The sequence below is a fragment of the Anaerobacillus sp. QJM3NY_32 genome (genome assembly GCF_056173645.1).
In genome coordinates this window covers 151682-164072 of record NZ_CM149684.1, presented here as the reverse complement: position 1 = coordinate 164072, position 12391 = coordinate 151682, and the positions used below count along the sequence as shown (strand labels likewise).

Here is a 12391-nt window from a genome sequence, read left to right as displayed (position 1 = left end):
GTTTCGCCTAATATTAAGGTTAACACCTCGAGAAAGGAGCACAGACTTATGAGTCATGGATTCAAACTGCTTGCTCTTGGATTAACCATTCTTTTAATAACCGGATGTGCCTCGGGTTCTGCTGAAGGATCTCAGGCTAATTACGAAGAAACGAAAAAGATGCTTGTCGATCTACTTAAATCAGATGATGGCAAGAAAGCAATTCAAGAAGTCATGTCAGATGAAGAAATAAAAAAACAACTTGTTATGGAACAGCCATTTGTGAAAGAAACCATACAAAAAGTACTAACAACTGAAGAAGGAAAAGATTACTGGCAAGAAATGCTGAAAGATCCTGCGTTCGTTGAGAACTTTGCCAAGAACATTCAAAGTGAAAATGAGAAATTATTTAAATCACTGATGGATGATCCAGAATACCAGGAAAAAATGATGGATCTCTTGCAAGATCCGGTAATGGAAAAACATTATTTACAACTACTCGAAAGTAAACAATCGAGACAGCAAATTAAAGACCTTATATCCGAAACATTTGAAAGTCCGTTATTCCAGGCCAAAATCCAGGAAATGTTAACTGGAATTACTTCTGAACAACTAAAATCATCTGAGAGCGGTAATAAGAAAGAAGAAAACACAGACAATACCGAATCAGATAGTGGCGAAGGATCAAATTCTGGTCAGAAATAATCTGCATAATAAAAGGACATGCGCTCGCATGCCCTTTTATTATTATTTTGCTGTTCTTTTTAAGATTTCTTGTGCAATGTGAAGATATTGCTGTCCAATCGGATGATCTTCTTGATAAACAGAAGGTGCAAATTCTTCATCATTAAAATCTGGCTGCCCAAGAGGAAGTCTACCAAGAATGTCAGTTGTTAACTCGGAAGCTAACTTATCTCCTCCACCTTGACCAAACACATATTCTTTCTCGCCTGTTACTTTACTCTCAAAGTAAGACATATTTTCAACAACACCAAGCACTTCATGTTTCGTTTTAAGCGCCATAGCACCCGCTCTCGCAGCTACAAAAGCTGCTGTAGCATGAGGAGTGGTCACGATGATTTCTTTTGAAGCCGGAAGCATCGTATGAACATCCAATGCTACATCTCCCGTTCCTGGCGGTAAATCTAGAAGCAGGTAATCTAACTCTCCCCAATCTACTTCACTAAAGAAGTTATTCAGCATTTTCCCAAGCATTGGACCACGCCAAATAACAGGAGCGTTATCTTCTACAAAAAAGGCCATAGACATTACTTTAACGCCAAACCGCTCAACGGGATAGATTTTTTCGTTTTCCACTTTGGGTCTGGTTTCAATCCCCATCATATCCGGTACACTAAATCCATAAATATCTGCATCGATAATGCCGACCTTTTTTCCAAGACGGGCAAGTGACGTTGCAAGGTTTACGGTTACAGTTGATTTACCTACGCCACCTTTTCCACTTGCCACTGCGATAAACTGTGTTTTACTTTCTGGAGAAAGCAATGACGGGAGGTCAGGATTAGCAGATGTTCCTTCAGGAAGCTCTTCATCCGCCAACTGTTCAAATCGCAATCCCACTGATTCGGCCCCTTCGCCTTTTAAAGTGTTGACGATTTCTTGCTGCACCTTCATCTGTTCAGCTGATTCAGTTTGAGCAAGAGCAACCTTAACACTGACATAGCCTTCTTTCGTTTTCACATCACGAATCGTGATACTTTTATGTAAAATAGGATCTTGCACCTTTTGTAGTAATTCAACGACTTGATCTTTCGTTAACATGGAGGCACCACCTTCTCTGAATTCGATTACATTGCTAGTATAACATATCATTCAGAGAGTTTTGACTTCGGTGCTTGAAGGATATACCAAATCAATGAAAGAGTATAGAACGTACAATAAGCCAGTGTTTTCTTTATTCCTCGGGTACTGGCTCATTTGTCGTATATCGTATAATGCCCTGATAAATAGAGGCTGCGACTTTATTTTGATACGTTTCAGTATTTAATAACTCCCTCTCAGTAGGGTTAGAAAGGAAGCCAACTTCAACAAGAGCTCCTGGAACTTCAGCCTCTCTTAGTAAATATACACTATCCATGTTTTTAGCCAATCGATTTGTGTTTTCAAGGTTTCGCTTAATTTCAGCCTGAATAAAACGAGATAAGGCCTGGCTCTCATCATTAACTGGATTATAAAACGTTTGAGCGCCACTCCATTTAGAAGACGGAATCGCATTTAGATGAATACTCACAAAAAGATCGTTACTTCCCTCATTAATCAACTCAACTCGTTTTCTTAAATCTTCAGCTTTTCGATTGCTAAGTCCCTTAGTTCCTTCTGCTGCTAAATCTGTATCCGTCTCACGTGTCATAATAACAAGCGCTCCCGCTTCTTGGAGATAATCCCTTAACTTAAGAGAGATCGTTAACGCAATATCTTTTTCAACCACGTTATCACCAACAGCTCCTCCATCAGCCCCTCCATGTCCAGCGTCAATGACAATGACCTGTCCTGATAAAGGAAGATGCCAGGCATCCCAAGAAGAATCAATAGCGAATTTGTAATTAATAATAAATAACAGCACGATGATTCCAGTGGCAACACCAAATCGCTTATACCACTTTTTCATATCCCACTAACACCGCCCCTTATTTTGTCCTATCTTATCTATATGGGACGGGTAGCTGAATTAGTCATGGAACTTAATCAATTTATTGTAATCGAAGTCGACGCCTCATTGTTCCTTTTTCATAGCCTGCTTTCCACCAATTCGAAACAAATACATCACACGTAATTTGTAATGATTCTTCGTAAACCGCTGACGTTTTCCAGAAAAGCCAGTAATCAAACAACGCTTCAATTAATGCTTTCTCTAATTTGAAGCACCGTTTATGCGCTGTCGACATTGATTCTCCATAATAAGAAAACTTGCTATACTCAGCACCAAGTAAATATGCTTCGATCGCAATGTCCATACAAACATTCTCCACATCACCTTTATACAGAATAGCCTCTGAGAAAAATGGAGAAAACAGTTCTCTTATGTTATCCGATAGCTCTTTCAATGAAATTTCAATCAACACCCTTCGTTCGAATTCAAGGCGTTTATGACGCTGACGTTCCTTGAATACAGTAATAACGTTGTCCATCTCACCCATCCTCTCGAATCATATTGTTTTAGTCTCACTCAAGAGTTGGGGAGTATACAGCAAATAAATTGGTAATTCATTCAGGCTTCAAAATGAATAATTCTCAAGTCTTTTGTTAAAAAGACCATAGTAGCAAATCTTTTCTAAATACAAAAAAACCCCTGGCCATAGGCCAGAGGTTTTGAAAAACCATATTAACGTTTTGAGAACTGAGGTGCACGACGTGCTGCTTTAAGACCGTATTTTTTACGTTCTTTCATACGAGCATCACGTGTTAGGAAGCCTGCACTCTTAAGTGTAGCGCGTGATTCCGGATCAGCTTGAAGTAGTGCACGAGCGATACCGTGACGGATTGCGCCCGCTTGTCCAGTGAATCCACCACCGTTAACATTCACGAAAATATCGTAAGTGCCTTCAGTACCAGTTTCAACTAGTGGTTGCTTAGAGATTAGCTTAAGTGTTTCAAGATCGAAATAGTCATCGATTTCACGGTTGTTAATAACCATACGTCCGTTACCAGGAAGTAAACGTACGCGTGCTACAGAGTTTTTACGTCGGCCAGTGCCGTTGTATTGTACTTGTGCCAAGTTAATTCCCTCCTTTTAATTATCCTCTTAGTTCGTATTTTTCAGGCTGTTGTGCCTGGTGATTGTGCTCGCTACCAGCGAATACATGAAGCTTTTTAATCATTTGGCGACCAAGGCTGTTCTTTGGAAGCATACCTTTGATTGCAAGTTCAAGCATTTGCTCAGAACGGTTAGTACGCATTTCAAGAGCATTTCTTGATTTCAAACCACCTGGGTGTCCACTATGACGGTAGTACATCTTGTCATTAAGTTTGTTACCAGTTAGTTCAATTTTCTCAGCGTTAAGGATGATCACATGATCACCAGTGTCAACGTGAGGTGTGAAAGTTACTTTGTTTTTACCGCGCAGGATCGCTGCTACTTCACTTGCTAGACGGCCAAGTGTTTGACCTTCAGCGTCAACGATGTACCATTTACGTTCTACTTCGTGGCCTTTAGCCATAAATGTTGTACGCATGAGTTTCCCTCCTAAAATCAATCCAATTTATTTTAAAACTAGCACAGAATTTTCATTGTCAGTTGTCAGTCAGATTTCTAAATCCGGGGCAAGTGGATGTAGAAATACCAAAGAATATCTTATAATACTGGGGCGAAAATGTCAAGTGTTTGGTAACTTTCTTTCCTTTTTTACCTATAAGAGACTTCCAATAAATAAAGCCCATGTGGTGGTGCCGTCTTTCCCGCTGTGTTTCGATCCTTTGCTTCTAAAATGGACACCATTTCATTCGCTGAGCGCCGCCCTCTCCCTATCTCAAGGAATGTCCCCATTAAAATGCGAACCATATTGTATAGGAACCCGCTTCCTTCAAAGGTAAAAACGAGTTCATCCTGAATTCGCTCAATTTCTATTCGGTAGATGGTCCTCACTTTATTCTTCACATCAGTCTTACTAGCACAAAAGGATGTAAAGTCATGCTCCCCAATGAGGTGAGCGGCTGCACGCCTCATCTCTTTAACATTGAGCGGATGAGGTTCATGTACGGCATAGTTTCTTCTAAAAACATCTGAAGCTGCACGATTATGCACTCGATATTGATAGGTTTTGCGAACGACATCATACCTCGCATGGAAATCGCTAGGAGCGGTTTCAGTGTGTAAAACCCTCACATCCTGTGGGAGCTGAGCGTTTAATGCCCGTGTCCAATTTTCAGAAGGAATCGAAAGCGGGGTGTCAAAATGAATAATCTGCCCGTGAGCATGCACCCGAGCATCCGTTCTTCCTGATCCGGTAATCGGAATAGAGGCGCCTTTATGCATCTGCTTCAGGGCGCACTGCACTTCCTCTTGAACTGTGCGGCCATTTGGCTGAATTTGATAACCATTAAAAGCCGTCCCGTCATAAGAGAGGGTCATTTTTATTCGTTGCATCACATTCTCCCCTAACTTCTTAGAAGCAGCAAACTAACACATAGAAGGAGGAGGATAAGAAATAAGGCTGTATCTTTTCCTGACCACTTCAGTAATCGGATGCTAGTTCTTCCTTCTCCTCCACGATATCCTCTAGCCTCCATTGCCATAGCAAGATCTTCAGCACGCTTAAATGCACTTACAAAGAGAGGTACTAGCAGAGGAACAATACTTTTCAATCGTTCTTTAATTGGTCCACTAGAAAATTGCGCACCTCGTGCAGATTGTGCTTTCATAATCTTCTCAGTTTCTTCCAGAAGCGTCGGAATAAACCGAAGAGCAATAGACATCATGAGAGCAAACTCATGAACAGGAAGACCAATTTTTTTCATAGGTCCAAGTAACGTTTCAATACCTACTGTAATATCAATAGGCGTTGTCGTCAGAGTTAACAAGGAAGTAATCATGATTAAAAACAATAGCCGGAGTGAAATAAATACACCTTGCTTCAAGCCACCTTCATAAACGTCAAGAAAACCAAAATCAAACAGCAGCGGTCCCTCTTTCGTTAAAAACACATGAAGAAGAAACGTTAAAATGATAACAAGTAAAATTGGTTTTAAACCATTATAGATATAGCGCAATGGTAATTTGGATACCAGGATCGCTAGAAGTGTAAAACCACCAAGTAATGCGTAGGTAATCCAATTGTTAGCCAAGAAAACGATAATAACAAATAGAAACGCCGTTAGCAACTTCGCTCTTGGATCAAGTTTATGAATGAAGGATTGACCTGGGACGTATTGACCAATAATAATATTTTGCATCAAGAATCATCTCCTTTCTGCAAAATAGACAGGGCTGCATCAACTGCCGCATCGAGAGTAAATACACTCTTTGGCAGACTGAGATTAAAGCGTTCTTCTAGCCGATGAATGAACTTAACAGTTTCTGGTACATCAAGACTTAGTTTCTTTAACGCATCGGAATTAGCGAAAATTTCCTCAGGTTTCCCCTGAAGTGCCACACCGCCCTTTTCCATTATGACGATCTCATCGGAATACTGCGCTGCATCTTCCATGCTATGGGTCACTAGAATCGTAGTGAGGCCCTCCTCCTGATGTAAACGATAAAAGAGACTCATAATCTCCCGTCGCCCTTTAGGGTCTAGTCCAGCAGTAGGTTCATCGAGAATTAGAATAGATGGTTTCATCGCTAGTACTCCTGCAATAGCTACTCTGCGCATTTGGCCACCACTCAAATCAAACGGAGAACGGCTAAGGTATGATTGATCAAGTCCCACTTGTTCAATTAACCTCGCTGCACGCTGTTTCGCTTCTTCTTCTGATACTCCAAAATTACGAGGACCAAAGATAATATCTTTCTCTATAGTCTCTTCAAACAACTGATGTTCTGGATATTGAAAAACGATCCCTACATGCTCTCTTAGGGCTTTTAGGCGTTTTTCTTTCTCACCAGCTCGAATCAAAAAGTCGCCAATCTGAATGCTTCCTTTTGTAGGTTTAAGTAACCCATTTAAATGCTGGATCAGCGTTGATTTGCCTGAGCCTGTATGCCCAATAATCGTTTGGAAAGTACGTGCTGGGATAGATAACGATATTTCAGAGAGCGCTTTTCTTTCGAAAGGGGTCCCTCTACCATAAGAATGCTCTAAATCTTTGATTGTAATGTCCATAGCTCATTCACCAGTTCCTCTTGAGATAAAGTAAGCTTTGAGAAATCATAGCCTTTCTCACTGAGTGCTCGCTGCACCTGAAGTGGAAACGGCAAATCTAAACCAATTTGCTCAAGCATGTCACCTTTCTTAAACACATCAACCGGAAGACCTTCATCAATGACCTCTCCTGCATTCATGACGATCAATCGATCAGCTTGTGCAGCTTCTTCGAGATCATGGGTGATAGAGATCACCGTCATGCCTTCTTCGTCTTTAAGCTCACGCATTGTTTGAAGCACTTCTTTACGACCAGCTGGATCTAGCATAGAAGTGGCTTCATCTAGGATGACAATGGATGGTCTTAAGGCAATAATCCCAGCAATCGCTACACGTTGCTTTTGACCACCTGAGAGACGGTGTGGCTCTTGATCAAGGTAATCTGCCATCCGCACCTTATTCACACTCTCATGGATGCGCTCCAACATTTTTTCGCGTGCCATTCCGTTATTTTCAAGACCAAAAGCTACATCATCACGCACAGACGTACCTACAAACTGATTGTCTGGGTTTTGAAATACGATCCCCACTCTTCTTCTAATTTCCCAAATACTTTCCTCATCTCTACTGTTATATCCTTCTACGGTAACATCGCCTTTTTCAGGAAGTTGCAGCCCATTTAGAAGCTTTGCAAGTGTCGACTTCCCAGAACCATTATGTCCTACTATCGCTAGCCATTCACCCTTATGAACAGATAATGAAACATCATGCAATACATGGGGTTGCTCTTCCTGATACCGAAAGGATACATTTTGAACGGTGATTAGTTCTTCCATACTCGTTCCTCCTGCCTCTGCTAATTTCAAGCGGTGATCGCTTCAGGCAATATACTGGTGCGAAAAAAAGGCGGGCAGTTGGAACCGCCGCTTTTTCCTATCAGTATAATAAGCTTTTTAATGCGTGATATTAACTGTACTTATCCTATAAAAAAAGCCTGGCAGATGCCAGGCTTTTTTTAATGGCAAGCAGCAAATAACCACTTGAATTTGTGCGATTCAAACAAAAAAACGCACGAAAAAAGGGCATAGAATCAGTATCCAATGTCGAGATCCTGTCCCGCCCTTTTAATCAAGTGCGTCTTATACTAGCTCGATGATAACCATTTCAGCACCGTCACCGCGGCGTGGTCCAAGTTTACGGATACGAGAGTAACCGCCTTGACGCTCTGCATAACGAGGAGCGATATCGCTGAATAGTTTTTGAACTGCATCTTGACCGCTTTCTTGATCCGCTACTTCGTTACGGATGAAAGAAGCTGCTTGACGACGTGCGTGTAGATCTCCGCGTTTACCAAGCGTAATCATTTTGTCGATGAAAGAACGAAGTTCTTTCGCCTTTGATTCTGTCGTTTCAATACGTTCATTGATGATCAAATCTGTAACAAGGTCACGGAATAGCGCTTTACGCGTATCACTAGTACGACCTAACTTTTGGTATGCCATGAAGTATTCCCTCCTTTGTTGTTTATAAAATCAACAACTTTAAATATCTATTCTTCGTTACGAAGTCCAAGCCCAAGCTCTTCAAGCTTCTCTTGTACTTCTTCAAGTGACTTACGTCCAAGATTACGAACTTTCATCATGTCTTCTTCAGACTTCTGAGTCAATTCTTGAACTGTATTAATGCCAGCACGCTTCAGGCAATTGTATGAACGAACTGAGAGATCAAGCTCTTCGATAGTCATCTCAAGCACTTTCTCTTTTTGATCCTCTTCTTTTTCGACCATGATTTCAGCATTTTGAGCCTGGTCCGTTAAACCAACAAAAATGTTTAAATGTTCATTTAAAATCTTTGCACCTAACGAAACAGCTTCTTCAGGACGAATGCTTCCATCTGTCCAAACATCAAGGGTTAGTTTGTCATAATTTGTTACCTGGCCAACGCGAGTGTTTTCAACCTGGTAGTTAACACGAGAAACAGGTGTGAAGATCGAGTCAACCGGAATTACACCGATTGGCTGTTCATCATTTTTGTTTCCTTCCGCTTGTACATAGCCTCTTCCACGAATTGCAGTAACTCGCATCTGGAAACGCGCACTAGCAGAAAGGGTAGCAATATGAAGGTCAGGGTTTAAGATCTCCACGTCGCTGTCATGAGTAATATCTCCTGCTGTTACCGTTCCTGGTCCTTGTACATCAACAACCAATGTCTTCTCTTCTTCAGAGTAAACTTTCATAGCTAACTTCTTAAGATTGAGAATGATAGTTGTTACATCTTCATGTACGCCTTCAATTGTAGAGAACTCATGGAGTACTCCTTCAATTTGTACGGATGTGACAGCAGCACCAGGAAGTGAAGATAACAGGATACGACGAAGGGAGTTACCCAGGGTAGTTCCATAACCACGCTCTAATGGTTCTACAACAAACTTACCGTATTTTGCATCCTCGTTGATAGCTACCGCTTCAATTTTTGGCTTTTCGATTTCGATCATCCAACAAACCCTCCTTCAAAACGTCGAACTTCGGTTAGACATGCTGTCTAACCGAATAATCCCCTTAGGTGGTTCAAATACCAACAACCTAATTATGATTCGTCAACCGTCAACAATTTATACATTATCATTATTGACATGTTCATCAATTGTATACCGATAGATTGAATCTTTCCATAAGAGATTGTTCAAAACCAGGCATTCTCCCGAAGGGAACATCTACGTTTTTGAACTCTCTACTACCTTAGACTCTACGACGTTTTGGCGGACGGCAGCCGTTATGAGGTACTGGAGTTACGTCACGGATCGCAGTAACCTCTAGACCTACAGCTTGAAGTGCACGAATTGCAGCTTCACGACCAGCACCAGGGCCTTTAACAGAAACTTCTACAGTTTTCATGCCGTGCTCCTGTGCAGTTTTACCTGCAGTTTCAGCAGCCATTTGAGCAGCGAATGGAGTAGACTTACGAGAACCTTTGAAGCCCATGTTTCCGGAAGTTGCCCAAGAAATCGCATTTCCGTGAGTATCAGTAATCGTAATGATTGTGTTGTTAAAAGTGGAACGGATATGAGCTACTCCACTCTCAACATTCTTTTTCACGCGCTTTTTACGTGTATTTGCTTTACGTTGTTTAGCCATTTGTTAATTACCTCCCTTACTTCTTCTTGTTAGCTACTGTACGGCGAGGGCCTTTACGAGTACGAGAGTTGTTCTTCGTATGTTGACCTCGGACAGGAAGACCACGACGGTGGCGGATACCACGATAAGAACCGATTTCGATTAGACGTTTAATGTTAAGTGAGATTTCACGACGAAGATCACCCTCAACCTTAATTTTGTCTACTACTTCACGGATTTTTCCGAGCTCTTCTTCAGTTAAGTCGCGTACACGAGTGTCTTCAGAAACACCAGCGTCAACTAGAACTTGTTTCGCAGTTGTTTTACCGATTCCATAAACGTAAGTTAACGCGATTACGATGCGCTTTTCGCGTGGAACATCAATACCAGCAATACGTGCCATTACGTTGCACCTCCTTATATATTAGCCTTGTTTTTGCTTATGCTTTGGATTTTCACAGATAACCATGACTTTCCCTTTACGGCGAATAACTTTACATTTTTCACACATTGGTTTTACTGACGGTCTTACTTTCATTATTTTAACCCTCCTTATATACGGAGATTAATTTCTTATTTATATCGATACGTGATACGACCACGTGATAAGTCATATGGAGAAAGCTCAACAGTTACTTTGTCACCTGGTAGAATACGGATGTAATGCATACGTATCTTTCCGGATACGTGAGCAAGAATCTTATGACCGTTTTCGAGTTCTACTCGAAACATTGCATTCGGTAGAGGTTCGATAACCGTGCCTTCCATTTCAATTACTTCTTCTTTAGCCATCTACTTGCTCTCCCTCCTTTAAATCAATGACGTGTTCATTCATATACTTTGAGATCGCGAAACGTAGCTTGCCATTTGTGACACGGCCCGTTTCTTCAAGACTTCGCTTTACCTCAGGAGATATATACTCTACCAGCTCAAGGTGTGCGAGGTTCTTCCGCTTAGGACGATCAAACTTTCGTTTGTCACCATCGGCTAAGAAAACATAACGTTCATCAACAATCCCTACAATCACGCTATATTGTTCAGCGTCTCTTCCCCGTCTATTCCAAACGATCTGACCGATCTCGGGAACGGTATCCGACTCTTTCACGAACCATCACCTTCACTTAGGCTTTTGTTAGTATTTCATATCCTTCTTCTGTAACGGCAATCGTATGCTCGAAATGAGCACAGTTCTTACCGTCAGTTGTTACTACAGTCCAATTATCCGAAAGTGTTCGAACGTAGCGAGAGCCCAGATTCACCATTGGCTCTACTGCAAGGACCATCCCCTGCTTAAGCCTCGGTCCTTTTCCTGGAGGACCGTAATGGGGAATTTGAGGATCTTCATGAAGGTCCTGACCTACACCATGACCAACATATTCTCGTACAATCGAAAAACCCTCAGCTTCGGCATATGCTTGGATCGCATGAGAAATATCAGAAAGCCTCCTACCGGCCTTCGTCTCATTCAACCCTTTATATAACGATTCCTCGGTAACTTTTAACAACCGTTCGTCTTCTTCTGAGATAGTGCCAACAGGATAGGTCCAGGCTGAATCGCCATGATAACCATTATACTTAGCACCAATATCAATGCTAATTATATCTCCCTCCGCCAACACGCGATCTCCTGGAATACCATGTACAAGCTCTTCATTGACTGAAGCGCATATACTTCCAGTAAATCCATTGTAACCCTTAAAGGAAGGAATTGCACCAAGCTGACGAATAAACCGATCGGCAATCGTATCCAGCTCTTTTGTCGTAACTCCAGGCTTGATGTGCTTCTGTAGTTCTTGATGTGTTAACGCGACAATTTTGCCTGCTTCTCGCATGATATCAAGTTCACGAGGAGTCTTGCAAATAATCATTACGACAACCCTTTTAGGAGTTGGTCGACATCTTCAAACACCTCATTGATGTTTCTGTTGCCATCAATCGTTTTAAGATAGCCCTTGCCTTCATAAAAGGTCAACAATGGCTGCTGTTGCTGCTTGTTGACTTCGAGGCGAGTTCGCACAGTTTCTTCCTTATCATCATCACGTTGATAAAGTTCTCCACCGCACTTATCACAAATTCCATCTTCTTTAGGTGGATTAAAGATTACGTGATAGGTTGCTCCACAATTTCGGCAAACGCGACGTCCAGTCAAACGCTGCATGAGTTGATCTTCCTCGACTGCAATGTTTACCACGTAGTCAAGTTTTTTACCAAGATCGGCTAAGATCGTTTCAAGCGCATCAGCCTGTGCGACGGTTCTTGGAAAACCATCGAGGAGAAATCCTTTTTCGCAATCATCTTTTCCTAAACGCTCCCGTACTATACCGATAGTTACTTCATCAGGTACGAGGTTTCCAGAATCCATGTACTCTTTTGCTTTTAGACCAAGAGGCGTTCCTTCTTTGATCGCTGCTCGGAACATATCTCCAGTAGAGATATGAGGGATACCATACTTTTCGACAATCTTTTCTGCCTGGGTTCCTTTTCCGACACCCGGAAGCCCCATTAATACTAGATTCATCTAATCCCTCCGCACGTCACCCA

General features: G+C 41.7%; 19 protein-coding genes. 1 reads left to right on the top strand and 18 read right to left on the bottom strand.

Annotation, left to right across the window (positions count from 1 at the left end; all coding sequences use genetic code 11):
- Positions 1-48: 48 nt before the first annotated feature.
- Positions 49-684, top strand: coding sequence for a spore germination lipoprotein GerD (gene gerD, locus AC0VYH_RS00915; protein WP_430246585.1), 636 nt, complete (start codon positions 49-51; stop codon positions 682-684).
- A 42-nt stretch (positions 685-726) separates the two neighbouring features.
- Here gerD and AC0VYH_RS00910 read toward each other — a convergent pair whose 3' ends face one another.
- The 18 genes from AC0VYH_RS00910 to AC0VYH_RS00825 form a co-directional block, all read right to left on the bottom strand.
- A complete protein-coding gene (locus tag AC0VYH_RS00910; protein ID WP_194220313.1) occupies positions 727-1761 on the bottom strand; it encodes an Mrp/NBP35 family ATP-binding protein in 1035 nt (344 codons plus the stop codon).
- A gap of 133 nt (positions 1762-1894) precedes the next feature.
- On the bottom strand, positions 1895-2608 hold the full coding sequence (gene cwlD / locus AC0VYH_RS00905) for an N-acetylmuramoyl-L-alanine amidase CwlD (RefSeq protein WP_475366293.1): 714 nt from the start codon (positions 2606-2608) through the stop codon (positions 1895-1897).
- 82 nt (positions 2609-2690) lie between these two features.
- Complete coding sequence (locus tag AC0VYH_RS00900) at positions 2691-3128, bottom strand: DUF2521 family protein (RefSeq protein WP_194220311.1); 438 nt, start codon at positions 3126-3128, stop codon at positions 2691-2693.
- Between the two features lie 194 nt (positions 3129-3322).
- Positions 3323-3715: a 30S ribosomal protein S9 gene (gene rpsI, locus AC0VYH_RS00895; RefSeq protein ID WP_048313356.1), complete on the bottom strand. Its 393-nt coding sequence runs from the start codon at positions 3713-3715 to the stop codon at positions 3323-3325.
- 19 nt (positions 3716-3734) lie between these two features.
- A complete protein-coding gene (gene rplM, locus AC0VYH_RS00890) occupies positions 3735-4172 on the bottom strand; it encodes a 50S ribosomal protein L13 (protein ID WP_048313355.1) in 438 nt (145 codons plus the stop codon).
- A 170-nt stretch (positions 4173-4342) separates the two neighbouring features.
- Positions 4343-5083: a tRNA pseudouridine(38-40) synthase TruA gene (gene truA / locus AC0VYH_RS00885; protein ID WP_194220310.1), complete on the bottom strand. Its 741-nt coding sequence runs from the start codon at positions 5081-5083 to the stop codon at positions 4343-4345.
- A gap of 11 nt (positions 5084-5094) precedes the next feature.
- Entirely contained in the window at positions 5095-5892 is a 798-nt protein-coding gene (locus AC0VYH_RS00880) for an energy-coupling factor transporter transmembrane component T family protein (protein ID WP_475366292.1), read from the bottom strand.
- Positions 5889-6758, bottom strand: coding sequence for an energy-coupling factor ABC transporter ATP-binding protein (locus tag AC0VYH_RS00875; RefSeq protein WP_194220308.1), 870 nt, complete (start codon positions 6756-6758; stop codon positions 5889-5891). The genes AC0VYH_RS00880 and AC0VYH_RS00875 overlap by 4 nt, the downstream gene beginning before the upstream one ends.
- Positions 6734-7573, bottom strand: a complete 840-nt coding sequence (locus tag AC0VYH_RS00870; protein WP_194220307.1) for an energy-coupling factor ABC transporter ATP-binding protein — start codon at positions 7571-7573, stop codon at positions 6734-6736. Before AC0VYH_RS00870 ends, AC0VYH_RS00875 begins: the two co-directional genes overlap by 25 nt.
- 303 nt (positions 7574-7876) lie before the next feature.
- Entirely contained in the window at positions 7877-8239 is a 363-nt protein-coding gene (gene rplQ / locus AC0VYH_RS00865; RefSeq protein WP_098445995.1) for a 50S ribosomal protein L17, read from the bottom strand.
- Positions 8240-8286: 47 nt separating this feature from the next.
- Complete coding sequence (locus AC0VYH_RS00860; protein ID WP_194220306.1) at positions 8287-9231, bottom strand: DNA-directed RNA polymerase subunit alpha; 945 nt, start codon at positions 9229-9231, stop codon at positions 8287-8289.
- 244 nt (positions 9232-9475) lie between these two features.
- A complete protein-coding gene (gene rpsK / locus AC0VYH_RS00855) occupies positions 9476-9871 on the bottom strand; it encodes a 30S ribosomal protein S11 (protein WP_048313348.1) in 396 nt (131 codons plus the stop codon).
- 16 nt (positions 9872-9887) lie between these two features.
- Positions 9888-10253: a 30S ribosomal protein S13 gene (rpsM, locus tag AC0VYH_RS00850; RefSeq protein ID WP_048313347.1), complete on the bottom strand. Its 366-nt coding sequence runs from the start codon at positions 10251-10253 to the stop codon at positions 9888-9890.
- A 21-nt stretch (positions 10254-10274) separates the two neighbouring features.
- A complete protein-coding gene (rpmJ, locus tag AC0VYH_RS00845) occupies positions 10275-10388 on the bottom strand; it encodes a 50S ribosomal protein L36 (RefSeq protein WP_003720928.1) in 114 nt (37 codons plus the stop codon).
- A gap of 35 nt (positions 10389-10423) precedes the next feature.
- Complete coding sequence (gene infA / locus AC0VYH_RS00840) at positions 10424-10642, bottom strand: translation initiation factor IF-1 (protein WP_098445993.1); 219 nt, start codon at positions 10640-10642, stop codon at positions 10424-10426.
- Complete coding sequence (locus tag AC0VYH_RS00835; RefSeq protein ID WP_475368290.1) at positions 10635-10955, bottom strand: KOW domain-containing RNA-binding protein; 321 nt, start codon at positions 10953-10955, stop codon at positions 10635-10637. Before AC0VYH_RS00835 ends, infA begins: the two co-directional genes overlap by 8 nt.
- 16 nt (positions 10956-10971) lie before the next feature.
- On the bottom strand, positions 10972-11718 hold the full coding sequence (gene map / locus AC0VYH_RS00830; protein WP_194220304.1) for a type I methionyl aminopeptidase: 747 nt from the start codon (positions 11716-11718) through the stop codon (positions 10972-10974).
- Entirely contained in the window at positions 11718-12368 is a 651-nt protein-coding gene (locus tag AC0VYH_RS00825; protein WP_475373184.1) for an adenylate kinase, read from the bottom strand. Before AC0VYH_RS00825 ends, map begins: the two co-directional genes overlap by 1 nt.
- Positions 12369-12391: the final 23 nt, after the last annotated feature.

Bases quoted from the DNA above. Each gene is read 5' to 3' on its own strand.
- gerD (WP_430246585.1), top strand. From the start codon at position 49: ATGAGTCATGGATTCAAACTGCTTGCTCTTGGATTAACCATTCTTTTA.
- AC0VYH_RS00910 (WP_194220313.1), bottom strand. From the start codon at position 1,761: ATGTTAACGAAAGATCAAGTCGTTGAATTACTACAAAAGGTGCAAGAT.
- cwlD (WP_475366293.1), bottom strand. From the start codon at position 2,608: ATGAAAAAGTGGTATAAGCGATTTGGTGTTGCCACTGGAATCATCGTG.
- AC0VYH_RS00900 (WP_194220311.1), bottom strand. From the start codon at position 3,128: ATGGACAACGTTATTACTGTATTCAAGGAACGTCAGCGTCATAAACGC.
- rplM (WP_048313355.1), bottom strand. From the start codon at position 4,172: ATGCGTACAACATTTATGGCTAAAGGCCACGAAGTAGAACGTAAATGG.
- truA (WP_194220310.1), bottom strand. From the start codon at position 5,083: ATGCAACGAATAAAAATGACCCTCTCTTATGACGGGACGGCTTTTAAT.
- AC0VYH_RS00875 (WP_194220308.1), bottom strand. From the start codon at position 6,758: ATGGACATTACAATCAAAGATTTAGAGCATTCTTATGGTAGAGGGACC.
- AC0VYH_RS00870 (WP_194220307.1), bottom strand. From the start codon at position 7,573: ATGGAAGAACTAATCACCGTTCAAAATGTATCCTTTCGGTATCAGGAA.
- rplQ (WP_098445995.1), bottom strand. From the start codon at position 8,239: ATGGCATACCAAAAGTTAGGTCGTACTAGTGATACGCGTAAAGCGCTA.
- AC0VYH_RS00860 (WP_194220306.1), bottom strand. From the start codon at position 9,231: ATGATCGAAATCGAAAAGCCAAAAATTGAAGCGGTAGCTATCAACGAG.
- rpsK (WP_048313348.1), bottom strand. From the start codon at position 9,871: ATGGCTAAACAACGTAAAGCAAATACACGTAAAAAGCGCGTGAAAAAG.
- rpsM (WP_048313347.1), bottom strand. From the start codon at position 10,253: ATGGCACGTATTGCTGGTATTGATGTTCCACGCGAAAAGCGCATCGTA.
- rpmJ (WP_003720928.1), bottom strand. From the start codon at position 10,388: ATGAAAGTAAGACCGTCAGTAAAACCAATGTGTGAAAAATGTAAAGTT.
- infA (WP_098445993.1), bottom strand. From the start codon at position 10,642: ATGGCTAAAGAAGAAGTAATTGAAATGGAAGGCACGGTTATCGAACCT.
- map (WP_194220304.1), bottom strand. From the start codon at position 11,718: ATGATTATTTGCAAGACTCCTCGTGAACTTGATATCATGCGAGAAGCA.
- AC0VYH_RS00825 (WP_475373184.1), bottom strand. From the start codon at position 12,368: ATGAATCTAGTATTAATGGGGCTTCCGGGTGTCGGAAAAGGAACCCAG.